Origin of the sequence: Rhodococcus sp. HM1 (assembly GCF_023218075.1) — a bacterium.
Classification (GTDB): Bacteria; Actinomycetota; Actinomycetes; order Mycobacteriales; family Mycobacteriaceae; genus Rhodococcus.
In genome coordinates this window covers 1-22,533 of the sequence record NZ_JALPTB010000091.1, presented here as the reverse complement: position 1 = coordinate 22,533, position 22,533 = coordinate 1, and the positions used below count along the sequence as shown (strand labels likewise).

The window sequence follows — 22,533 nt, the reverse complement described above, 5'->3', positions numbered from 1 at the left end:
GGTCGAGGTAGACCGAGGAGGGCATCAGGTTGCTGGTGTGGGTCAGCGGCAGGGATTCGACCCGGTCCGGGCCGATGCGGTGTGCGGCGGAGGTGTTGGAGGTGCCGAAGTCGACCGCCAGGACCCAACTCATCGTGTGCTTTTCCCCCTCGAGAATGTCCGGTTCGGGCCGGATGCCGTAATCGGGCGGCAGCCTATGGGACGCGGCGCCGCCGGCACCCGCGGGGCCCGCAGGTGCCGGCGGCGCCGGAAACGACAGCCCGATCAGGCCGGTCAGGCCAGGTCGGAGTAGTCCGCGTCCGAGGACGCACCGGAATCGAACGCGCTGGTGTCGATGTAGTCGTCGGCGATGCCGTCGCCGTCGTAGTCGACGGCACCGGTGCCGAGATCCACGGTCGCATCGATTCCGCCGTCGCCGTCGAGATCGAAGACCGCCTCGTCGAAGGTGCCGTCGCCGTCGATGTCGATCGCGGCGGCGTCGATGTAGCCGTCGCCGTCGGTGTCGGCGCTGATCATTTCGACGGTGCCGTCGCCGTCGAGGTCGATGACCTCCGCGTCGCCGACCCCGTCTCCGTCGGTGTCGAGAACCTGCACGGTGCTGCCGTCCTCGTCGACGATCTCGTCGAGGACGACCGGCCGACCGGCACCGAGGGCATCGGTCGAGGTGGAGCCCGTGCTGACGGCGTTGCTGCTCGAGGCGGAAGCCGACGACGCGCTGTCGGAGGAATCGGAGGCGGACGAGTTGCGGCCGTACGACGAATCCGCGCCGGACGCCGCCGAGGAACCGTAGGACGAGTCCGAGCTGGACGAGCCGGACGAGTCGTAGCGCTCGTAGCGCTCGTAGGACTCGTAGCTGGTCGAGCCTTCCTGAGCGGCCGAGGACGAGCCGTAGGAGGAGTCGTGGTCGTACGACGAATTGTCGCCGTACGAGGAATCCGAGCTGGTACCGGCAGTGGACTGCGAGTCCTGGCGGTTCGCGTTGCTCGAGCTGGTGCTGTCGGAAAAGGATCCGCGGTTTGCCATGTCGGTGCTGCCTTTCGCTCGTCGGGTATCGGGGATAGGAGCAGCCGGCAGGGCGGAAAGTTCCGGCCGGTCCACCGAAAATTTCCTGCGGCGTGGACCACGCAACGAAATCCCAGGTCAGCGCAGGAAACACAGCCGAAGCTGTGTCGCAACTCACAGAATTCGAGCCGATCGGGCGGGAGATTCGCGCGATCCGCGCACCTGGCCCCGCACAAGACGCGAACCGTCCAGTAAGTTACACCCGGAAAGTTACGGAGGGGGCCGTCATGAGTGAAGCGGAATTGATCGAGCGGAGCCGGGCAGGGGACCAGGCTGCCTTCGCCGAACTCGTCGCACGGTCACGCGACCAGACCTGGGCGGTGTGCCTGCAGATCACCGGTCACCGGCACGACGCCGAGGACGCCCTGCAGGACACTCTGACCGCGGCATGGCAGAACCTCGCCTCGTTCCGGGGCACCGCCCGTTTCGGAACCTGGCTGTACCGCATCGCCACCAACGCGTCGCTGGCGATCGTGCGCAAACGCCGCGAAACCCCCGAGGACGAAATCGACAACGGCGAGCACACGGGACGATCCGTCGCCGACAGCATCGCCGATACGGACATGGTCCGGCAGGCCCTGGCAGCGCTGCCCGAGCAGTTCCGCGTCGCCGTGGTGCTGCGCGAGTACGCCGACATGAGCTACGCGGAGATAGCGGAGCATCAGGGCATCCCGGTCCAGACCGTCAAGAGCCGGATCAACCGGGCACGGGCGCAACTCGTCGAGAAGCTGGCACCGTCGATGCTCGACGCGGACGCACTCGAGCCCTGAGCCCGCTGCCCGGCACTCGCCCGGCGCATCGACTCCGGCGACGCCCGCGGCAGCGCCGGGTTCGGCAGGTGTACGCTGCCCGGGCTCGCGCGCGCTAACGTCGTCGGTGTGCGTGCACCTGCACAGGGGCGAGTCGGGAATCGGAGGACGTGGTGACGATGACGAACGACCGGGAGCCGTCGCTGTGGGACCTCCTCGGCCTCGATCCGCAGGCGACCGTCTCCCCGCTGCCCGACGACGCATGGGCTCGTGCCGTGCGGATCGCGACCGACCCGGACACCCCGCCCGCCGGCGCCGATCTGATCCCGGCCGACGATCCGGACGATCTCGACATCGATCCGATGGTGGTCGACGTCGACCTCGACGCCGACGAGGATGTGCCGGACCTGCAGGGTCACCACGAATCGACATTCGACCCCGAGGACACCGCATTCGACGACGCCGCGACCGGCGACCTCGACGAGCCCTACGCCCACCCCGAGCCGGGCTACCCAGGCGACCCGGACCTCGCCTGAGGGCCGGGTCCCCGTTCACACCGTCGGTTCCAGGACCGGACGATCGACGTGTAGGCCTGGGTGAGCGACACCAGCGCCGCGTCCTCGGCCGCCGATCGGGTGCTCAGACTCTGCGTCTGCACCGACACGAGGCGTTCCTGCGCGATCGTCCGCAGCTGCTCCGGCGGGGCCGACGGATCGGCGCCGAGGGCCTCGGCGACGGTGGCGCCGCGCAGCAGCTGCGTCAGCTCCGTCACCGCGGGCGCGGACGGGTCGGTCTCCAGCAGGGACCGCAACGACCGCAGCAGACCCACCTGGACCAGCGCCGGATCGGACTTCAGCTCGGAGACGATCTGCCGGATACCGTCCCGGGCAGGATGGGTGTACGCCAGCGCGTCGAGTTCGGCGACGATCCGCCCGGCACGGTGCAGGACCGCGAAACGCCGCAGGGACCGGTCGAGCACCGCGCGCAGCGGATCGATGCCGGAGGCCGCGGTCAGCCACTGGTTGACCTGATGGGCGCCGCCGCGCGCCGGACCGCGGCCGTGCACGAGCCCGTACTCCCCGACCATGTCGATGAGCCGGAACACGCGGTCCCGGGGAACGGGAAGCGCACCGTCGCCGACGTCGAGCAGATCGAACAGCTCGAGCGGCGCGAACGGCGCCAGGGCGGCCAGGTCCCGGGCGTCGTTCTCGGTGAACGCACCGGTGTGCGAGGTCTGGGCGAGCAGGCCGGCCACCGGAACCACCGCGCCGACCACGTCCGCGAGCCGGCGTGACAGCACCCCGGCGTGCTCGACGGCATGCCCGATCGGGTCGCGGTGGCCGAGCACGCCACGCCCGAAGCCGTCGGCGCGGGACAGCACCCCGAGCGTGTTCAACGGGGTGAACCCGAGTCGCTGCAGGAACGAGATCTCGTCGGCGCGGGGCATCGAATCGAACAGGAACACCGCGGCGTCGGCGTCGACGGACGCCGAGCGGGTCTGTTCGAACCCGTCGATGAGGGCGCGTTCGGTCGCCGCGGCGTTCGCGACGGTCAGCGTCGCCAGGCCCGGGGTGTCGACGAGCGTGATCCGCGTCAGCGCCTGCGACGGCAGGTGCCGGTGCACGTAGGCGACCTCGGTCTCGGGCACGCCGAGGTCGGCGGTCGCGCCGAAGGTCAGCCGCACCGGCCGGCGGGATCCGTCGAGCTTCACGACCTCCGCGCGGGAGGGCGCACCGTTCTCGTACACGGTGACGACGCTGGTGGCCTCGAGCGCCGCGGTCTCGGCGACCGGCGCCTCGATCAGCGCGTTGACCAGCGTGGACTTGCCGGCCTTGAGCCGGCCCACGACGACGATGCGCGGCGGCGACCACAGGATCGCGCCGATCCGGTCGGCGTGCCCGACGAGATCACCGCCGAACGACGCGAGCCGGTGCAGCGCGGCGTCGATGCGGTGGTGGATCGGGTCGGTGGCGTCGGTGACCGGCGCGTTCATGCCGGGATCGCCGTGGTCGACGGGGCACCGAGCACAGCCTCGATGGGCGTGATCTTCCCGCGCGTGATGCGCAGGTTCTTCTCCAACCGGGTGACGTTCGCCTCGCGCGCGGCGGCGTCGGCCTGCGCGGACCGCTTCGCCTCCTCGATCTGCTTCTGCAGCACGGTGATCCGCTCCTGGAGGTTGCGGCGACGGCCGAGCACGATCTCGGGGCGGGTCGTGGCGAGCGTCGCATCGAGCATGCGGGTCGTGGCGGTCCGGGCGGTCGCGATCGTCTCCCGCAGCCAGGTGAGCAGGTTCGTCTTGCCGGCCCGCATCGCCCGGAATCCGAGGTTGACGGCCACCCACACCACACCGGCGACCGCGCCGACGCCGATCACCGCACCGAGCATGGTGGTGCCGATCATGCCCATCGACAGGACGCTCGGATCGAGCAGACCCTGGCGTTTCGAGGTGACCTCGTTGGTGACGAGGGGGTCGGTGCGCATCGACGCGACCGCGATCTCGCGGATGCGTTCCCACTCCTCGGTGCTGTCGAACAGTTCGGTGGTGATCCGCTCGAGGTCGGTGAGGAACCCTTCTGCGGTCATGGCCATCGCCTCGAGCAGGTCGGTCTGGATGCGGGCGGTGAACACCTGCGGCGACTTGCGCAGCACCTCCATCGACGACTTGTTGATGCGGGTGGTCCAGTCCTCGCGGACCCGGGTGAGGTGTTCGTCGAGCCGGGTCGCGGCCTGCTGCCGGGCCAGCGTGAGGTCGCGCTGCAGATGCTGCTCCCAGTGCTGCGCCTCGTCCTTGAGGTTGCGGAGCCGTTCGAGTTCGGCGCTCAGATCCGGGATCGCGGCCTCCCCCGCCCTGACGACGGCGAGTTCGTCCTCGATGGCGCGTTCGACCTCCCGCAGTCCTTCGAGGCAGATGCGCAGGGCGTCGGTTGCCGGTGACTGTTCCGCTGCGGTGAGGCTCTTCTCGATGGCCGACCACAGCGCGGGAATCCCGGAGAACGTCACCGCCCGGTCGCGCAGTGCGTCGGGGAGCCCGGCGTCCTGCGCGGCGAGCGCGCGGACGCTCGAGACGGGCACGACCGGGATGTCGCGGCCGACGTGCTTCGCGATCGAGCGCCGGTTCTCGGCGACGATATCCGCCCAGCGGGTGGTGGCCTTGTCCGTCTTGGTGACGGCGACCACGACGTTCTCGACGCCGGCGGCGCTCTCGCGCAGGAACTGCATCTCCGGTTCGGTGATGGGGGTCGAGGCGTCGCACACCATCACGAGCACGGCGGCCTGATCGGCGGACTGGCGGGCCAGTCCCGCATGCCGGGGGTCGAGGCCGCCGACGCCGGGAGTGTCGACGATGGTGGCGGTCTCGAGCCGCCGCGATGCGACGGGCACCACCGCGGCGACCGGCAGCGCCTCGACCGCCGGATCGGTGACGTACCGCCCGCCCGTGGTCGTCCAGTCGGCGAGCTCGGCGTGCGGGATCCGCCGGTTGCCGTCCGGGAACACCAGTTCCGCTGTGCCCTCCGGGTTCTCGGCGTCGGCCGGCACGAACCGGATGGACACGGCGGTGGCGTTCTCCACGTCGTCCACCGTGATGCCGTCGCGGCCGATCAACGCGTTGACCAGCGTGCTCTTTCCCCGTTTGATCTCGCCGACCACCACGACCGATCGCGTACGCCCTTCGCCCGACAGCTTGCGTTCGGCACGGTCGGCAAGTGCGTTGCGGCCGTAGGCCCGCAGCACCTTGCCGGCCCCGGTCACAAGGTCGGCCACCCCCGATTCAGCAGACACGGATCACGACCCTACCGAGTCCCGCGGTTTCGGCAGCGGTGCGTACCCGTGGAAAGCTGGGACCATGCGGATGGAGCGACTGGGCGACGGAGGCAGCCCCGCACGAGTGCTCCGAGCGCTCGGCGTCCGCGCCCGCGACCTCGGAATCGCCCCGCCCGCTGCGCTGACCGGCTTGTGGTTCGGCGCCGCCGCCGTGATCGCGCCCAGTCTCGCCACCTCCCCCGCCCCGGTCCGGGGCACCTTCACCCGGGCGGATCGGACGACCGGTCGGATCGCCCGGGAAGACGGGCCGCTGATCGGGGGCGGATGGATCGGTTATCTCGCGTATCCGGACCGGGTCCCGAGGACCCCGGCACTGCCGGTCGCGGCGGGCGGGTGGACCGACGTCGTGCTGCGGCTCGACGACTCCGGCTGCTGGTGGTACGAAACGCTGACGGACGAGCCGTGCCCACCGGATCTGGCCGCCGCCGTGCACGATCCGGATCCTACGGTGCCGGACTGGCGGATCGACTGGACCCCACCGGACCGGGCGACGCACCGGCACGGCGTCGAACAGTGCCTCGACGCGATCCGGGCCGGGGAGGTGTACCAGGCGTGCGTGTGCACCCGCTTCACCGGCACCTGGTCAGGGAACCCGCTCGCGTTCTTCGCCGACGCCGTCGAGACCACCCGTCCGAATCGGGCCGCCTACCTGCAAGGACCGTGGGGCGCGGTGGCGTCCCTGTCACCCGAACTGTTCCTGGCCTGCCACGGCGACCGCGTCGAGTCCTCCCCCATCAAGGGCACGCTCCCGTTGCACCGCGACCCCGCCGACCTACGAGCCTCCGTCAAGGACGTCGCCGAGAACGTGATGATCGTCGACCTGGTGCGCAACGACCTCGGCCGGGTCGCCGAGACCGGCACCGTCACCGTCACCGACCTGCTCGGCGTGCATCCGGCACCCGGCGTGTGGCATCTGGTGTCGACCGTCGCTGCGACTCTCGGGCCGGACGTCACCGCCGACGCGCTGCTCGACGCCGCTTTCCCGCCCGCGTCGGTCACCGGATGCCCCAAGCTCCGGGCGCGAGACCTGCTGCAGGACTGGGAAGAGCTGCCCCGCGGCGTGTACTGCGGCACCGTCGGCATGGCGAGTCCCGTCGCCGGGCTCGAACTGAACGTCGCCATCCGCACCGTCGAATTCGCCGGGAACGAGTGCGCGCTCGGCGTCGGCGGCGGCATCACCATCGATTCCGATCCGGACGCCGAATGGCAGGAATGCCTCGACAAGGCCGCGAGCATCCTGCAGCTCAGTCCCCGCACACGTCCAGTCCCCCGGGCAGCTCGAACTGCAGGAACACTGCGCTGATCTCTCCGGTGGTCGACGAACAGATGCGGTCGGTGATCTCGTCCGCGTCGAGACCCCACGTCCGGATCACGCCGTCGCCACCCGCCGCGGCGACCGTGCCGTCCGGCAGGAACCGCACCTGCCAGCGGCCGACGCCGGTGTCGGTGATCGGACCGCCCATCGCGTGCATCGCCCGCGGAGCCGCCACGTCCCACAACCGGACGGTGCCGTCGTCGCTGCCGCTGGCCACCACGCCACCGCCGGGTGCCACCGACACCGAATAGACGGTCCCGGTGTGTCCCCGCAGCGGTGTGCTCCGCGCGGTGAAACCGCCGTCGTCGCCGCGGTCCCAGATGATCACCGTGTGGTCGTCGCCGCCGGTCGCCAGCACCGAACCGTCCGCACCGAACGCCACGCCGTTGACACCGGCCGTGTGCCCACCGGTCACCGGCACCGCGACCGGCCGGTCCGGGTCCGCGATGTCCCACGCGTAGATCTCTCCGTCCGCGCTCGCGACGACGAGGCTGCGGCCGTCCGGGCTCACCGCGGCGCTGCGCACGAGGTTCGTCGGACCGGTCAACGGAGCGCCGCGCGGCACCGGACGCACCGGATCGGTCACATTCCACAGGGTCACCGACTGGTCGTCCGCGCCGGTTACCAGCGTCCTGCCGTCCGGGGTGAACGCCAGCTCCGAAGTGAACCGGGTACCGAGCCGGACGGGTTCGCCGAGCGGCCGCGGGCGTTCCGGGTCGGCCACGTCCCACAGGCGGACACTGCCCCCGGAGGTGGGAGCGGTCGCCAGGATCGTCCCGGCCGGTGACAATGCGACGACGTTCGCGCCGCCGAGCGGACGCGGCAGGTCGATCGCCGTGGCCTGGCTCCAGCGGCCGCCGTCGTCGATGCGCCACAGGTTCACCACCGAGTCGTAGCCCCCGGTCGCGGCGAGCCTGCCGGACCGGTCGACGGACGGCAGGGTCAGGGCGGCATCGGCGACACCGACGCGTTCGCGCGGCAACGTCCACATCCGGATCTTGGAATCCTGCCCGCCGGTGACGACGGTCCGGCCGTCGGGTGTCACGGTCAACACGGGCAATCCGCCGCCGTTGCCGGTCAGTCCCGGTTTCAGTTCGTCGACGATCCCGGCGACCGGGTCGACGGACCACAACTTCGCGGTGCCGTCCCACGACGCGGACGCGACCGTGCGCCCGTCGGGCAGGAACGTCACCCTCCACACGCCTCCGGTGTGCGCGCGGGTCGGGGCGCCCAGCAGTCGCGGCGCCGCGACGACGGTGGTGTCGAACAGGTGGAGCATGCCGTCGTCGCTGCTCACGACAAGTCTCGTGCCGGTGGGGTCGAAGTCCGCCGAGTGCGCGACGTCGCCGAACCCGGTGAGCGGCGCTCCGATCGGAGTGGGGTCGGTCGGGTCGCTGACGTCCCACAGCCGCACGCTGCGGTCGTCGCTGGTGGTCGCGAGGACCGAGCCGTCGGTCCGGAAGACCGCGGTGCGCACGGCGCCGTCGTGGGCGTTCAGCACGGTCACCGGGAAATCCGGGGTGGTCGTGTCGATGAGCGCGACGGTGCCGTCGTCGTACGGTACCGCCAGCAGCCGGCCGGTCGGCGAGTACCGCACGTTGTGCACGGCGAGGCCCTCGGGCCCGTGGTGTTCGAGCAGCAGGACCGGACGGGCGCGGTCGGTGACATCCCAGATCCACACGCTGCCGTCGCCACCACCGGCGGCGAGGCGCCGGCCGTCGGGACTGAACGACACCGACGCCATGTAGTCGGGCAGCGCGGTCAGCGGCTCCCCGATCGGTTTCGGGTCGGCGCGGTCGGACAGGTCCCACAACCGGACGGAACCGTCGTCGCTGGCCGAGGCGAGGGTGGCTCCGTCCGGTGAGACCGCCACCCCGTACACGGGTCCGGTGTGCCCGTCCAGGGTCCGCGCGAGCGGGGTCCCCTGGGTGGCGACGAGTCGGGAATAAGCGACATCGCTGTCGGGCTGCAGATGGGCCGCGACCAGCGACAGGTCCGCCGATGTCGTCGGATCGTCGTCGCGCATGGCGTCGGCGAGCGCGATGATCTGCTGGAACTCGGCGGCGCTGCGTTCCTCTTCGGCCCGGTTCTTCGCCGTCCACGCCAGCGTGCCCGTGACGAACGAGACGATCGTCGAGATCGCGAGACCGGCGAGAACCATCCGCCGCCACCGCGCGGCCCGTTCGATCTCCCGCCGGGAGGCGGCGAGGAAATCGACGGCGGTGGGGCTCAGGGCCGAGCCCACTTCCCCTCGGCCGTTGCCGACGCGGGTCAGCCGCGCGTCCTGCTCACGGACCAGATCCATGCGTCCGCGCTGGTAGAGCATGCTCTTGTTGCGGCCGGTCTCCACCCAGTTCGCGGCGTCCGCCTCGAGCTGCTGACGCAGTGCCGCCGACGAGCGGTCCTCCTGAATCCAGGACTTCAGGCGCGGCCACGCCTCGATCACGGCGTCGTGGATCAGCTCGGCATGTCCCGCATCGACGACGACCACGCGGGCGGACACGAAATGGTCGAGGACGCGGCTCGCGGTGGCGCGGTCGCCGAGAGCGAGCAGCTGGGCGAGCGGCCGGGCGATCTTCACGTCGGTGCCGGTGTTGGTGACGTACACCAGGTGCACCAGCATCTCCCGGGCCAGCTGCCTGCCTCGATCGTCGAGCTCCTCCCATGCGCGCTCGGCGCTCGCGGCGATCGAACCGCGCACCCCTCCGGTCGCGCGGTAGCCGGCGACGGTGAGGTTCCCGCCCCGGCGGCGATCCCACATGGTGTCGAGCAGGTGCGACAGCAACGGCAGTTCCGTGCCGCTGAGCTCACCCCCGGTGAGCACTCCGAGGTCGTTGAGGATGAGATCGGCCAAGCCGGATTCGAGTTTGACCCCGACGAGCTTGGCCGGTTCGGTGATCACCTCCTCGAGGTTCTCGCGGCGCAGCGGTCGCACCGTCTTGGTGCGGCGTTCGAGCGCGCGGGCCAGAACCGGATAGGACACCGCCTGCTCGTAGAAGTCCGAGCGCATCGTCGCCACGACGGTAGCCGGGGCGTCCTCGTGCTCGACGGTGGTCGAGGCCCGTTCGAGGACCCCGAGAAACTGGGAGCGTTCGTCGCGGTCGTCGCACTGGGTGAACAGTTCCTCGATCTGGTCGACGACGATCAGCAGCGACGAACACCCCATGCGGGTGGCCGCCGCCCGGATCGCCCGCTGGACGGCGACGGCGTCGGCACGCTGCGCGGCGGGGTCGGCGAGTTCGGGGATCGCCTCGGCGAGACGGCCGAGCGGGTGTCGCCCCGGGGTGAGCACGACGGGGCGCTGGTCACCGTCCCCGCACAGTTCCGGGATCAGCCCCGCCTGCACGAGCGACGACTTGCCGACGCCGGATGCCCCGGTCACGATCACCGGTCCGTGCCCGTGCGCCGCGACGGTGATGTCGGCGAGTGTGCGCACGCTCTCGGCGCGGCCGAAGAACAGCCACGCATCCTTCTCCCGGTACGCGGACAGTCCCCGGTACGGGCGCACTCCGGCCTGGGGCACCGGTGCAGGCTCGGGTGTTTCGGCCGTCCGGCCCGGTCCCGACGACGTTCCGCGGGCACAGTCCCACCAGTTCTGCCACTGCTTCAGCGAGTAGAGGCCGGGGGTGGGCGGTTCGGGGTTCAGGGCGCGGGCCGCCCGGACGAGTGCGACGAGCACGGGACGCACGGTCTCGAAGCTGGCGGGCAGACGCTTCCCGGAACGCCAGTCGCTGAGCCGCTGCACGGACACCGTGCGGTCGCTGCCCATGGCCCGGGCGAGGGCCGCGGATTCCGTTTCTACCTTCTTCAGGGGCGGCCGGCCCGCGGCGGCGAAGAGCATGCGCAACTGGTCCGCGAAGAACTGCCGAGGGTCGGGTTCGTCGCGGCCGTCGTCCTCTGCCATCCGCTTCCGCACCTTCCGGTTCGTCGGAGATTCCCCTGGGATTCCAGGAAAACTCCGCTGCGGAAAATTTCCTCACCCACTGTGACCTGGGATGATATCCGTTCCGCAGGGTCCGGTAGTTGGTCGGGTCGCATTTCGGCGGAAGAGTGGTCACCGAAGCGAGAACGGTCTCGCTACCAGCGTGGCCCCACGCCGGTGGGAATTGAAGTTCGAGGGGTAGTTCCTGTCGGCGTGGGGAAGCGGTGGATCGGGTCCTGAGGGTGACCATGATCAGAATCGTCGACCGGATTTCCGGCTGGGTGCCCCCGTCGTTCGTCGTAGCAGGTACGGTCGCTGCGTCGGTGGTGCTGATACTCGCGCTCGCCTAGGCGCACAGGGCTGCGCCACCCCGCCCGTTGCCGGGCGGGGTGCACACGAGGGTCTCGGAGCCGGTTCGGCTCCTTACACAGACCCGGGCATCCGGGTCAGCGCGTCGGTGTCATGCGACGCGAGCGCCCCATGAGATCGGTTCCCATCGCGGCGGTCGCGAGACCCAGCAGGCAGATCACGATGCCGCAGACGACGTTGGACCAGATCATCCCGGTGGTGGTGGTCACGCCGGCGACCACCCACGGGGAGACGATCAGCCAGACCCCGAGCAACGGTGCCACGAACGTCATCCCGTGGGTGCGGGCGAGCGCCGAGCCGAATGCGACTGCCAGCAGGGCGACGGCGAGGCCGGTGAACAGGTTGCTCATCGTCAGGTTCATCTCGCCGCTGAAGCCGACGATCCAGGCGGAGCACGCCGCGTAGAGACCGGCGATCATCAGCAGTCCGTCGGCCACCTGCGCCGGGGGCTGTTCGGCCGCCATGTCGTAGCGCGCGCGCATTTCGAGAATGTCCGGGTGGGTGCGCATCGCATCGTGTGCAGATGTCGACATCGTTCTCATCTCCCTGGCCGGCGCACAGGACCGCGGCCTTGTGCGCCGTATCGGTCGTTGGACGGGGAAGATTGCTCAGCGATCAGGAGGATCGCGAAGGAAGCAGATCACCCATAGACGCCTCCGGAGTCCGTTGTGTGGTAATTCAATTCCACACCTCACTGCGCCCGAGCGAAAGGGGTACGCGGCCCCGCTCGGCGATGCGCCGGCGCCGCTCAGTCGCGCGCCGCGTGTTCGGCCGCGGCCTCGTCCTCCAGGTCCTTGCGGAACGCGGCGTACCGGGCCCGATGCTCCGGACGACGACGGATCAGCGCCCACGCGACCGCCAGCACCACGAACCAGATCGGGGTCACCATCAGCGCCTCGCGGGTGTCCGTCTCCTGGGTGAGCGCCCAGACGATGAACGCGAAGAAGGCGTAGACGACCCACACCATCGGCACACCGCCGGGCATCTTGAACGTCGACGCCGCGTGCAGGTCCGGACGGCGCTTCCGGTACCGCAGGTAGCTCGCCAGGATGATCGACCACACGAACATGAACAGCAGCGCCGAGATCGTCGTGACGAGGGTGAACGCCTCGATGACCGAGTCACCGGCGAACAGCAGCAAGATCGCGGACAGCAGGAACAGGCACGAGAACATCAGCGCGTTCGCCGGGACCCGGCGCCGGTTGAGTCTGCCCAGCGCCGCCGGCGCGTCACCCTCCTGCGCGAGCCCGTACACCATCCGCGACGTCGAGTAGATGCCCGAGTTCGCGGACGACGCCGCCGACGTGAGCACGACGAAGTTGATGACCGACGCGGCGATACCGAGACCGGCGAGGGTGAACATCGCCACGAACGGGCTGCGACCGGCCTCGATCTCCCGCCACGGCGTCACCGCCATGATGACGACCAGCGCGGCGACATAGAACAACAGCACGCGGATCGGGATCGAGTTGATCGCCTTCGGGAGGTTCTTCTCCGGGTCCTTGGCCTCGGCGGCGGTGGTACCGACCAGCTCGATCCCGACGAACGCGAACACCGCGATCTGGAAACCGGCGACGAACCCCATCGGGCCGGTCGGGAAGAACCCGCCGTCGTTCCACAGGTTGTCGAAACCGGCGGTCGCACCGTTGGGGGCCGTGAAGCCGCCGATGATCATGACCAGGCCGACCACGATGAGACTGACGATCGCGACGATCTTGATGAGGGCGAACCAGAACTCGGTCTCGCCGAAGGCTCGCACAGTCGGCAGGTTCAGCAGCAGCAACGCCAGGATCGCCGCCAGGGCGGGAATCCACAGCGGCACGTCCGACCACCAATAACGCACGTAACCGGAGATCGCGACGATGTCGGCGATGCCGGTGACGATCCAGCAGAACCAGTACGTCCAGCCCGTGAAGAACCCGGCCCACGGCCCCAGCAGGTCGGCCGCGAAGTCCGCGAACGACTTGTAGTGCAGGTTCGACAGCAACAGCTCGCCCATCGCCCGCATGACGAAGAACAGCATGAACCCGATGATCATGTACACGAAGATCACCGACGGACCGGACAGGGAGATCGTCTTGCCCGACCCCATGAACAGTCCGGTTCCGATGGCACCACCGATCGCGATGAGCTGGATGTGCCGGTTGGACAGCTGCCGCGAAAGATGCGGTTCGTCGGTCGACAGGGGTTCGGGTGGAGCACTCACTGCGACGAGTCTACGGACGGGTTCATTCCTGCCGTGAGGCGAGTACCGCGTCGTACAGCTCGCGCTTCGAGACACCGGCGGTCGCGGCCTGCCCGCACGCGTCCTTCAGGCGCATCCCGCTCGCCACGAGGCGTTCGACCTCCTCGACGAGATCGGCGGGGTCGGCGACCTGCTGCGATGCCCCTTCGAGCACCACGGTGATCTCGCCGCGGGCACCGTCGACGGCCCAGTCCGCGAGCTCGGCGAGCGTGCCGCGCCGCACCTCCTCGTAGGTCTTGGTCAGCTCCCGGCACACCGCGGCGCGGCGGTCGCCGCCCAGCACCGCGACCGCGTCGGCCAGGCACGCCGCCAGCCGGTGCGGCGCTTCGAAGAACACCACCGCGCGCGGTTCCGTCACGAGCGTCTGCAGCCAGGCGCGGCGCGGACCGGACTTGCGCGGCGGGAAACCGTCGAAGCAGAACCGTTCGACGGGCAGCCCCGACAGTGCGAGCGCCGTGGTCACCGCGGACGGGCCGGGCAGGCACGTGACGGGCAGATCCGCGGCGACGCACGCGGACACCAGCCGGTACCCGGGGTCGCTGACCGACGGCATGCCCGCGTCGGTGACCAGCAGCACGGTCAGTCCCGACTCGATGTCCGCGATCAGCGCCGGGGCGCGCGTGACTTCCACCTGGTCGTAGAAGCTGACGACGCGACCGGTGATGGTCACCCCGAGGGCCGCAGCGAGCGACCGGGTGCGGCGGGTGTCCTCGGCGGCGACGACGTCGGCCGTCGCGAGGGCTTCGCGGAGCCGGCTCGAGGCGTCGCCGATGTCGCCCATCGGCGTGGCCGCCAGCACGAGCCGTCCTTGTCCCGGGTTCTCTGCCTGCATGCGTATCAGCCTACGATCGGACCGTGACCGTGACGGACGAGTGCCCCGCCGAGGCCCCCGACCGTCGCCTGCTGAGTCCCGGGCCGCTGGTGCCCCCGGTCGATCCGGGTCCCACCGACCGCGCCCGCGGCTGGGTGGTGACCCTATTCGTCACCGCGCTCGCCGCGATCACCCGGTTCGCGATGCTCCACTACCCCACCGACGCGAAGACGCCGGTGTTCGACGAGAAGCACTACGTGCCGCAGGGCTGGCAGGTGCTCACCGGCGGCTGGATCGAGGACAACCCCGGCTACGGGCTGGTGGTGCATCCACCGGTCGGGAAACAGCTCATCGCGCTCGGCGAGGCCCTGTTCGGTTACAACGGGTGGGGCTGGCGGTTCTCGTCGGCGGTCGCCGGCACGATCCTGGTGCTGCTGGTGGTGCGCATCGTGCGGCGGCTGACCCGGTCGACACTGCTCGGCGCGCTCGCCGGGGTGCTGCTCGTCGTCGACGGGGTCACGTTCGTCTCGTCCCGGATGGGGATGCTCGACGTCTTCCAGGCGATGTTCGTCGTCGGTGCGTTCGGTTGCCTGATCGTGGACCGCGACGACGTGCGTGCCCGCATGGCGCGGGTGGCCGCGGAGGACCGCATCGGGGTCAGTACCTGGGGTCCGCGGCTCGGGGTCCGCTGGTGGCGGTTCGGCGCGGGTGTGCTGCTGGGCCTGGCCGTCGGCACCAAGTGGTCCGGGGTCTATTTCATCGCGTTCTTCGGGTTGATGTCGGTGGCGTTCGACGTCGCCGCGCGCCGCGCCTACGGGGTGCGGCGGCCGTGGGTGGGCACTGCGCTGCGCGATATCGGTCCGGCACTGTACGCGCTGGTGCTGATCCCGCTGGGTGTGTATCTGGCGAGCTACTGGGCGTGGTTCGCCAGTGAAACGGGGGTGGACCGGCACGCGGTGGGCACGAAGATCGGCACCGACGGCCCGTTCTCGTTCGTGCCGGATTCGCTGCGGTCGCTGTGGTACTACAGCGCGAACGTGCTCGAGTTCCACTCCGGACTGACCAATTCGGCGGGCAACCACCATCCGTGGGAGTCGAAGCCGTGGACGTGGCCGATGGGTCTACGGCCGATGCTGTACTACTTCGCCGAGGGCGACCGCATCCGCGGGTGCGGCGAGGAACAATGCGTCAAGGCCGTGATGCTGATCGGCACGCCCGCCCTGTGGTGGGTGTCGCTGGCGATGGTCGCGTGGGGGCTGTGGCAGATCGTGGTGCGACGCGACTGGCGGTGGGCGGCCGTGCTCACCGGCTACGGCGCGGCACTGCTGCCCTGGTTCGCGACCCTCGACCGGCAGATGTACTACTTCTATGCGGTGCCGTTGGCGCCGTTCCTGGTGATGGGCGTGGCGCTCGTGCTCGGAGACGTGCTCGGCCCGGCCCGGGCGTCGCGGGAAAGACGCTCGACGGGCCTGCTCGTCGTGTGCCTGTACGTGGGTCTGGTGGTCGCGAACTTCGTGTGGTTGTGGCCGATCCTGACGGCGCTGCCGATCACGGTTGCCGAGTGGCACGACCAGCTGTGGCTGCCGAGCTGGCGCTGACCGCGCCCGGTACCGGTTTGCTCAGTACCAGTCGTCGAACAGGGCCGTGTCCGGTGTGCCGGGCCGGCGATCGTCCTCGGTGTAGTGGACGCCCCCGAAGTTCGTGGCGACCCGCCGGGCCACCGCAGGCATGAGCCGGCGCATGGCATCGATCCGCTCCTCCAGGTGGGCCGGGTCGAACGGCGCCGCCGGGATCTCCCCGGTTCCGACCAGCCGGTCCTCGACGACCAGCGCGCGCACGCCCGGCCCGCCGCGCAACCCGTCGACCCAGTGCGCGGCGCCGGTCCGATCGGCGATCCGGTGCAGCAGCGGGATCCACACCCGCACCGCGGGAACGGTGCGGTCGACGATCACGAAGATCACCTGCGAGTCGAGCACCAGCACGAAGTCACCGTCGGCGTCGATGCTGGCGGGCCGGCCCAACACGTGGGCGAGCGCGTCGCCCACGCGGCCGCGCAGCTCGTCGTACCATTGCCCGCCGTCGACACCCGGATACGGCCCGACCTGCACGAACGCCGGCTCGACGACGTCCCACCGGTCGCGCAGCACGCCCACCACCCAGGACGCGACGGCATCGGGGTCGCCGATCGTCGACGGCGTGTCGGGCGGGCACCGTCGCGGCGCGGACGACCCGCACTCCCACGGCGGGGCGAGCATGCGGGCGCCGACCCCGAGACCGGGGCGGTTCTCGATCCGCACCCCCGCGGCCGGTGTCAGCGCCGTGTCCGCGCGTAGCTCCAGACTGTCGCCGAGGGGCAGCTCGCCGATGCTCCTGGCCATCTGGGTCCGGAACCTGGCCCAGGCGAGCTCGACCGATTCGTCGAAGTGGCCGATGTCGTTCACGAACATCTCCTCTCGCAGTGAAACCGCGGGCAGCGTCACGGTACTGCGAGGGTCCGACAATCAGGTGGCGGCGCGCGTGCCGCGGAGCCACCGATCGCGGGTACGAGGCATCCCGCTGGCGCCGTCCGCGGTGGGACGCACCGCGAGGACCTGATGGACGGTGAGCCGGTTCGGTGCTTCGAACCCGAGGGCGCTCGCCGTCAGGTACAGCAGCCAGGTGCGGGCCCGTTCCTCACCGGCCAGCCGCACCGCCTCGTCCCACGATCCGAGCAGGTTCGACACCCAGGCGCGCAGGGTCAGCGCATAGTGTTCGCGCAGCGATTCGCTGTCGCGCACCTCGATTCCGGCTCGTTCGAAGGCGTCGATCGTCCTGCTGAGCGGCAGCACCTCGCCGTCCGGGAAGATGTAGTGGTCGATGAACGACGGGGCACGACCGGGCTTGTCCGGCAACGACCGCACCCGCGCGATCGCGTGGTTGAGCAACCGGCCGCCGGGCCGCAGCAGGGCGTGCAGCTCCGCGGCGTACAGCGGCAGGTTCACCAGCCCCACGTGCTCGGACATGCCGACGCTCGCGATCGCGTCGAAGGGACCGTCGTCGATGTCGCGGTAGTCCTGCAACCGGATCTCGATCCGATCGGACAATCCGGCCTCGGCGATCCGTTTCGTCGCCAGGTCGCGCTGTTCGCGGCTGACCGTCACCCCGACCACGTCGACCCCGTAGTCGCGGGCGGCGTGCATCGCCAGCGAACCCCAGCCGCAGCCGACGTCGAGCAGCCGCATCCCCGGAGCGAGTCCCAGCTTGCGGCACACCAGATCGCACTTGTCGCGCTGTGCGGTGTCCAGCCGGGCGTCGTCGTCCACCCAGTAGCCGCACGAATAGACCATGGTCGAGCCGAGGAACAGCCGGTAGAAGTCGTTGCCGACGTCGTAGTGGTGCGACACCACGAGCGAGTCGCGGTCGCGGCTGTGCCGGATCCCCCGGCGGCGGCGGATCTCGACGGCGGGTGGTCGCGGCGGCGGCCCGACCGCGCCGAGCCGCACAAGAGTCGCTGCGGCACGCGCGAGGGTGCGGGGGCGCAGGCCGGCGAGCCGATGGTCCCCGATCCGGTCGACCACTTCCGGGATGCCGAGCAGGGGGAACAGATCGTCGACGTCGAGATCACCGGAGATGTAGGCGCGGGTCAGGCCGAGTTCGTTGGGCGCCCACAGCATGCGACGCAGGGCGCGACGGCGGTTCACGACGACGCGCGCGGCCGCGTCGGGCGGGCCGGCCTCGGACCCGTCCCAGCAGCGGACACGGACGGGTAGGTCGACACCGATCAGGGCTTCGAAGGCCGACAAGAGCCGGGGTGCTGCCGACTTCATGATCATCACTGTCGCGCACCGGCCACGGCGGCGCACGGTGAACGATCAACCTTTCTCGACCGACTCCGGCGGCGCCGCAAGGACCCCCACGGTCCGGCCCCGCTCGACCATGTCGACGATCGCGAATCCCGCCTCCGACAGCAGGGCGCTGATCCGCATCGAGATCGGTCCGGTCGCGGTGCCCGGCGGGGGTTCGTCGAACACCCACAGTTCACCGCCGGGGCGCAGCAGCGCGGCCGCTGCGGCGGGCACGGCCGGGTCGCCGGAACGGAATGCGGGCACATCGATCGCGAAGATCAGGTCGAACGGACCGCCGTCGACGTCCGGGAACCGGGCCACCCGCAACTCGACCCCGGCCGCCGCCTCGTTGCGCCGACGCGCGCGGTCGATCTGCGTCGCCGAACCGTCCACCCCGAGGATCGTGCCGTCGGGGCCGATGCGCTCGTGCACCAGCGACACGGCCACTCCTCCCCCGCATCCGATCTCGAGCACCCGCATGCCGGGACGCGGGGCCATCGCCTCGACCGCGAACGCGATACGGTCCGGGACGGCGGTCATCCGGTGCGCCGCAGCGTCGGCCAGCGCCCGCCGAGGAGCGGATCTCGCGACAGGTCACGGTAGAGGGAGATGCACAACCCGACCATGACGACCACGAACGGTGCCGCGGCGATGATCGTCATGGTCTGGAGAGCACCGAGCGCTTCCGACCCGCCGGTCCACAGCAGCAGCGCGGCCACCCCGCCGGTGAGCGCGCCCCAGAACACGACGATCCATCGGCCGGGCGAGAGCGTCCCGCGTTGGGTGAGGGTGCCCATCACCATCGACGCGGCATCGGCACCCGAGACGAAGAAGATCGCGACGAGCAGCATCACGACGAACGTCGACACCCCGACGAGCGGCAGGTTGCCGAGCATCCCGAACAACTGCCCCTCGAGGCTGCCTGCGCCGGCGATGTCGTGGCCGTCCTGCTGCTGGCCGATGGCCGCCCCGCCGAACACCGCGAACCACAACAGGCTCACGATGCTGGGCACGATGATGACACCGACGACGAACTGGCGGATGGTCCGGCCCCGGCTGATGCGGGCCAGGAACATGCCGACGAACGGGGTCCACGAGATCCACCACGCCCAGTAGAAGATCGTCCACGACGAAAGCCATTCGCCCGCTTCGGCGCTCGAGGCGGCAGTGCGTGCGGACATGCGAGCCAGGTCCGAGGCGTAGGCGCCGAGGGTCGTCGGGATCAGGTTGAGGATCAGCACCGTGGGCCCCAGCACGAACACGAACAGCGCGAGGCTCAGCGCCAGCACCATGTTGATGTTCGACAGCCACTGGATGCCCTTGGCGACGCCGGACACTGCCGAGGCGATGAACGCGCACGTCAGGATCGCGACGATCGCGACGAGCAGCAGGACGCCGGTCTCCTCCATCCAGCCCGTGACCTCGAATCCGGAACCGATCTGCAGGGCTCCGAGCCCGAGCGAGGCGGCGGTGCCGAACAACGTCGCGTACAGCGCGAGGATGTCGATGACCTTGCCGAGCGGGCCCTCCGCGCGGCTGCCGAGCAGCGGCACGAACGCCGAGCTGATCAGCTGCTTCCGGCCTTTGCGGTAGGTGCCGTACGCGATCGACAGACCCACGACCGCGTAGATCGACCACGGGTGCAGACTCCAGTGGAACATGGTCGTGGCCATCGCCGGTCCGGCGCCACCGGCGCTGCGGGGCGGCGGCGTCACGAAGTGCGAGAGCGGTTCGGCGACCCCGTAGAACATCAGGCCGATGCCCATGCCGGCGCTGAACATCATCGCGATCCAGCTCACCGTGCGGAACTCGGGCTTCTCGCCGTCCTTGCCGAGCGGAATCGTCCCGTACCTGCTCATCGCGAGCCACAGCGCGAAGATCACGAATCCGCTGGCGGTGAGGACGAACAGCCAGCCGAGGTCCACGACGAGCCAGTCCAGTACCCGGCCGGTCACCGTGTTCAGGTTCTCGGGGGCGGTCAGGCCCCACACGACGATCGCGACGACCAGGGCCGCGGCGACACCGAACACGACGCGGTCCGTCGAGGGTCGCCGGTCCCGGTCCGCCGCGGGTGACGCCGGACCGGGTGGGCCGACGCCGGGTGGTGTCTGCGGCCGGGGCGTCCCGGGCGCAGCAGTCGAACCGGTTCGATCCGCAGGCACGGCCATGGATCAACGCTCGCCCTCGAACGGGTGCGGCGCAAGCACCTGCGACCGGGAAAGGTCCTCCCGAACCGGTCGTTTCCGACTCGGGGAACGAATCGGACACTCGGGAGGTGTCAGGCTCCGCGGACCGCGGCGACCACGAACTCGAGGATCTCGTCGTCCGACATGCCGAGGGCCCGCAACTCCGCGACGTAGGCGGTGGTCGCGCGCTGGGCGAGGGTGAGCGTCGGATCACCCGACGCGGCCGTCGCGACGAACGTGCCCGCGCGCCCGCGCGTCTCGAGGACCCCGGCCTGTTCGAGTTCCCGATAGGTCTTCGCGACGGTGTTCGGCGCGATCCCGAGATGCTCGGCGAGAGCGCGCACGGTCGGGAGTTTGGTGCCGGCGATCAGTTCGTCGCGGCGGACCAGCTCGACGATGCGACGGCGCAACTGTTCGAACGGTGGGGTCTGAGAGCTCTGGTCGATGGCGATGTCGAGCACGCGAGCAATGTACCAGCGCACAACGCACCGGCCCCGGGCATGCTGCCCGGGGCCGGTGAGAAGTGCGTATGGAGTGTGACCGATCAGACACGCGCCTTGTCGTGATCGTCGTCGTCCGAACCCTTCGCGTACGTGCCCTTCTCGAGCAGGTCGCGGATCTGGATGAGCAGGTCCGTCTCGCTCAGCGGCTTGTCCTCGGACTCCTTCGGCGGAGCGAAACGGTTCTTCGCGGCGTTGACCGGGACGATGAGCACGAAGTACACGACCGCGGCGATGATCACGAAGTTGATCACCGCGGTGACGACCGCACCGATGTTGATGAAAGTCTCAGGGCTGGAAGTGATCTGGAATCCCCAGCCGTACTCGTTGGCACCACCGACCGCCGCGACGAGCGGGTTGACGATGTTGTTGGTGAACGCGGTGACGATCGCGGTGAACGCGGCACCGACGACGACGGCGACCGCCAGTTCCACCACGTTCCCACGCAGCAGGAAATCCCTGAACCCCTTGAGCATGTACCCGGCTCCTCCCAATCGGCATTACGCATGTATTGACGGCGGAAAATCGTAGGGGGCGGGCGGGCAACCTTCAAACGGGACATGCCACGGGTGACGGCGAACACGGCAAGCATTGCAGGGACGCCCGATGCGGCACGCGGCACAATAACGGCCATGGCCAAGACCGCGACGATCTACCACAACCCGCGCTGCAGCACGTCCCGCAACACCTTGAAGGTCCTCCAGGAGGCCGGCCTCGAACCGACCGTCGTCAAGTACCTCGAGACCCCGCCGTCCCGCGACGGCCTGCGCAAGCTGCTCGACGATGCGGGCCTGAAGCCCAGCGAGGCGATCCGCCGGAAGGAAGCGCTGTTCACCGAACTGAACCTCGCCGACGCGTCCGAGGACGAACTGATCGATGCGATGGTCGACAACCCGATCCTCATCGAGCGGCCGATCGTCGTCACCGACAAGGGCACCGTGCTCGCGCGCCCGGTCGACAAGGTCCGCGAGATCCTCTGACGGCACGCGCCCACGTCTCCGGCCGGAGACGTGGGCGTTCTTCTCGGACTACGCGTCGTTCTACTCGGACTGTGCGTGCCGGCCCGCCCGGCTGCCCCGGTACGCGGCCCGGCGCGCCGCAGCGATCCACCCCGGCCACATGTCCACCTCGGCCGGGCAGTTGAGCACCGGATCGAACGCGGGTCGCTCACCGTCACCCGGCAGTGTCTCCACGACGAGCTGCCCGGCGGGTGCCACCTCGCCTCCCGCAGATTTCAGCGACAACCCGAAGCGCAACGTGCCGCTGTCGGCCAGCGCGTCCGCATCCGCCGACTCCGGGAGCCCGGCTTCCGGTTCCGCCACCACCCATCGCAGATCCGGGTGCTCGCGCGTGCGGAACGCGGTGACGCTGCTGTAGTGGGCGCCCGACCAGCTCCGCGCCGGCGACAACAGCACGGGCACACGCCCGTGTGCGGTGACCAGCAGGATGTCCCACGGCCCGACGCTCAGGTGCAGCCGCACCGCCACGCCGAGGAAGTCGGGAAGCATTGCGGGAAGCCCGATTCCGCGGGACAACCGGACAGTGACCGGCACCTGCCCCTGCGTCGGCCACCAGCTCGACACCAGCTCGGCGTGCCCCCGAGCGAGAACGCCGTGCGGATGGAAGATGCGCGCGTGCCGCACCGCCGAGGCCGCCGCGAACGGCGCCTCGAGGACCGCGTCGAGCTGTTTCATCCCACCCAGATACCCACCCGACGCGGTTTCAATC

The 22,533-nt window shown here is 70.0% G+C and carries 19 protein-coding genes; 5 read left to right on the top strand and 14 right to left on the bottom strand.

Annotation, left to right across the window (positions count from 1 at the left end; genetic code table 11):
* Positions 1-273: 273 nt before the first annotated feature.
* Positions 274-1,023, bottom strand: coding sequence for a hypothetical protein (locus M1M07_RS29135; protein ID WP_248676387.1), 750 nt, complete (start codon positions 1,021-1,023; stop codon positions 274-276).
* Positions 1,024-1,289: 266 nt separating this feature from the next.
* On the opposite strand from M1M07_RS29135, the gene M1M07_RS29130 reads away from it, so the two are divergent.
* Positions 1,290-1,832 carry an RNA polymerase sigma factor gene (locus M1M07_RS29130; protein ID WP_248676386.1) on the top strand — a complete coding sequence of 181 codons (543 nt, stop codon included), beginning with the start codon at positions 1,290-1,292 and terminating at the stop codon, positions 1,830-1,832.
* A gap of 158 nt (positions 1,833-1,990) precedes the next feature.
* Positions 1,991-2,347, top strand: a complete 357-nt coding sequence (locus M1M07_RS29125; RefSeq protein WP_197257011.1) for a hypothetical protein — start codon at positions 1,991-1,993, stop codon at positions 2,345-2,347.
* Here M1M07_RS29125 and M1M07_RS29120 read toward each other — a convergent pair.
* Together M1M07_RS29120 and M1M07_RS29115 are read right to left on the bottom strand one after the other, a co-directional pair.
* Positions 2,320-3,804 (bottom strand): GTPase, encoded by a 1,485-nt coding sequence (locus M1M07_RS29120; RefSeq protein ID WP_248676385.1) that lies wholly within the window; start codon positions 3,802-3,804, stop codon positions 2,320-2,322. The two genes, M1M07_RS29125 and M1M07_RS29120, sit on opposite strands and share 28 nt — an antisense overlap.
* A complete protein-coding gene (locus M1M07_RS29115; RefSeq protein ID WP_248676384.1) occupies positions 3,801-5,591 on the bottom strand; it encodes a dynamin family protein in 1,791 nt (596 codons plus the stop codon). The genes M1M07_RS29120 and M1M07_RS29115 overlap by 4 nt, the downstream gene beginning before the upstream one ends.
* Before the next feature lie 64 nt (positions 5,592-5,655).
* On the opposite strand from M1M07_RS29115, the gene M1M07_RS29110 reads away from it, so the two are divergent.
* Complete coding sequence (locus M1M07_RS29110; RefSeq protein WP_197250019.1) at positions 5,656-6,936, top strand: aminodeoxychorismate synthase component I; 1,281 nt, start codon at positions 5,656-5,658, stop codon at positions 6,934-6,936.
* On the opposite strand, the gene M1M07_RS29105 is transcribed toward M1M07_RS29110, so the two are convergent.
* The 4 genes from M1M07_RS29105 to rsmI form a co-directional block, all read right to left on the bottom strand.
* Positions 6,878-10,852 carry a WD40 repeat domain-containing protein gene (locus M1M07_RS29105; RefSeq protein ID WP_197250018.1) on the bottom strand — a complete coding sequence of 1,325 codons (3,975 nt, stop codon included), beginning with the start codon at positions 10,850-10,852 and terminating at the stop codon, positions 6,878-6,880. The two genes, M1M07_RS29110 and M1M07_RS29105, sit on opposite strands and share 59 nt — an antisense overlap.
* 464 nt (positions 10,853-11,316) lie before the next feature.
* Complete coding sequence (locus M1M07_RS29100) at positions 11,317-11,772, bottom strand: SPW repeat protein (protein WP_197250017.1); 456 nt, start codon at positions 11,770-11,772, stop codon at positions 11,317-11,319.
* 215 nt (positions 11,773-11,987) lie between these two features.
* Positions 11,988-13,445, bottom strand: a complete 1,458-nt coding sequence (cycA, locus tag M1M07_RS29095) for a D-serine/D-alanine/glycine transporter (RefSeq protein ID WP_248676383.1) — start codon at positions 13,443-13,445, stop codon at positions 11,988-11,990.
* Positions 13,446-13,467: 22 nt separating this feature from the next.
* Positions 13,468-14,316, bottom strand: a complete 849-nt coding sequence (gene rsmI, locus M1M07_RS29090; RefSeq protein WP_197250015.1) for a 16S rRNA (cytidine(1402)-2'-O)-methyltransferase — start codon at positions 14,314-14,316, stop codon at positions 13,468-13,470.
* Positions 14,317-14,339: 23 nt separating this feature from the next.
* On the opposite strand from rsmI, the gene M1M07_RS29085 reads away from it, so the two are divergent.
* On the top strand, positions 14,340-15,893 hold the full coding sequence (locus tag M1M07_RS29085) for a phospholipid carrier-dependent glycosyltransferase (RefSeq protein WP_248676382.1): 1,554 nt from the start codon (positions 14,340-14,342) through the stop codon (positions 15,891-15,893).
* Positions 15,894-15,914: 21 nt separating this feature from the next.
* Here the strand turns inward: M1M07_RS29085 and M1M07_RS29080 are convergent, their stop codons facing one another.
* From M1M07_RS29080 to mscL, 6 genes are all read right to left on the bottom strand, one after another.
* On the bottom strand, positions 15,915-16,736 hold the full coding sequence (locus tag M1M07_RS29080) for a hypothetical protein (RefSeq protein ID WP_248676381.1): 822 nt from the start codon (positions 16,734-16,736) through the stop codon (positions 15,915-15,917).
* A gap of 60 nt (positions 16,737-16,796) precedes the next feature.
* The gene (locus M1M07_RS29075) at positions 16,797-18,107 is read right to left on the bottom strand and encodes a cyclopropane-fatty-acyl-phospholipid synthase family protein (protein ID WP_197250012.1); all 1,311 of its coding nucleotides are present in this window, start codon (positions 18,105-18,107) and stop codon (positions 16,797-16,799) included.
* Positions 18,108-18,146: 39 nt separating this feature from the next.
* Complete coding sequence (locus M1M07_RS29070) at positions 18,147-18,659, bottom strand: class I SAM-dependent methyltransferase (RefSeq protein ID WP_197250011.1); 513 nt, start codon at positions 18,657-18,659, stop codon at positions 18,147-18,149.
* A complete protein-coding gene (locus M1M07_RS29065) occupies positions 18,656-20,287 on the bottom strand; it encodes a BCCT family transporter (RefSeq protein ID WP_248676380.1) in 1,632 nt (543 codons plus the stop codon). Before M1M07_RS29065 ends, M1M07_RS29070 begins: the two co-directional genes overlap by 4 nt.
* Before the next feature lie 110 nt (positions 20,288-20,397).
* Positions 20,398-20,766, bottom strand: coding sequence for a GntR family transcriptional regulator (locus tag M1M07_RS29060; protein WP_197250009.1), 369 nt, complete (start codon positions 20,764-20,766; stop codon positions 20,398-20,400).
* 83 nt (positions 20,767-20,849) lie between these two features.
* Complete coding sequence (mscL, locus tag M1M07_RS29055; protein ID WP_197250008.1) at positions 20,850-21,281, bottom strand: large conductance mechanosensitive channel protein MscL; 432 nt, start codon at positions 21,279-21,281, stop codon at positions 20,850-20,852.
* Positions 21,282-21,437: 156 nt separating this feature from the next.
* Between mscL and arsC the strand changes: the two genes are divergently transcribed.
* Positions 21,438-21,785, top strand: a complete 348-nt coding sequence (gene arsC, locus M1M07_RS29050; RefSeq protein ID WP_197250007.1) for an arsenate reductase (glutaredoxin) — start codon at positions 21,438-21,440, stop codon at positions 21,783-21,785.
* Positions 21,786-21,845: 60 nt separating this feature from the next.
* Here arsC and M1M07_RS29045 read toward each other — a convergent pair.
* Positions 21,846-22,533, bottom strand: a 688-nt coding sequence (locus M1M07_RS29045; protein WP_308200877.1) for a phosphodiesterase, incomplete at its 5' end; no start/stop codon positions are given.

What these genes read in the sequence shown, in the direction of transcription:
- M1M07_RS29105 (WP_197250018.1), bottom strand. Translation starts at nt 10,852, where the DNA reads ATGGCAGAGGACGACGGCCGCGACGAACCCGACCCTCGGCAGTTCTTC.
- M1M07_RS29110 (WP_197250019.1), top strand. Translation starts at nt 5,656, where the DNA reads ATGCGGATGGAGCGACTGGGCGACGGAGGCAGCCCCGCACGAGTGCTC.
- M1M07_RS29130 (WP_248676386.1), top strand. Translation starts at nt 1,290, where the DNA reads ATGAGTGAAGCGGAATTGATCGAGCGGAGCCGGGCAGGGGACCAGGCT.
- rsmI (WP_197250015.1), bottom strand. Translation starts at nt 14,316, where the DNA reads ATGCAGGCAGAGAACCCGGGACAAGGACGGCTCGTGCTGGCGGCCACG.
- M1M07_RS29065 (WP_248676380.1), bottom strand. Translation starts at nt 20,287, where the DNA reads ATGGCCGTGCCTGCGGATCGAACCGGTTCGACTGCTGCGCCCGGGACG.
- M1M07_RS29100 (WP_197250017.1), bottom strand. Translation starts at nt 11,772, where the DNA reads ATGTCGACATCTGCACACGATGCGATGCGCACCCACCCGGACATTCTC.
- mscL (WP_197250008.1), bottom strand. Translation starts at nt 21,281, where the DNA reads ATGCTCAAGGGGTTCAGGGATTTCCTGCTGCGTGGGAACGTGGTGGAA.
- M1M07_RS29120 (WP_248676385.1), bottom strand. Translation starts at nt 3,804, where the DNA reads ATGAACGCGCCGGTCACCGACGCCACCGACCCGATCCACCACCGCATC.
- M1M07_RS29070 (WP_197250011.1), bottom strand. Translation starts at nt 18,659, where the DNA reads ATGACCGCCGTCCCGGACCGTATCGCGTTCGCGGTCGAGGCGATGGCC.
- M1M07_RS29135 (WP_248676387.1), bottom strand. Translation starts at nt 1,023, where the DNA reads ATGGCAAACCGCGGATCCTTTTCCGACAGCACCAGCTCGAGCAACGCG.
- arsC (WP_197250007.1), top strand. Translation starts at nt 21,438, where the DNA reads ATGGCCAAGACCGCGACGATCTACCACAACCCGCGCTGCAGCACGTCC.
- M1M07_RS29125 (WP_197257011.1), top strand. Translation starts at nt 1,991, where the DNA reads ATGACGAACGACCGGGAGCCGTCGCTGTGGGACCTCCTCGGCCTCGAT.
- M1M07_RS29075 (WP_197250012.1), bottom strand. Translation starts at nt 18,107, where the DNA reads ATGATCATGAAGTCGGCAGCACCCCGGCTCTTGTCGGCCTTCGAAGCC.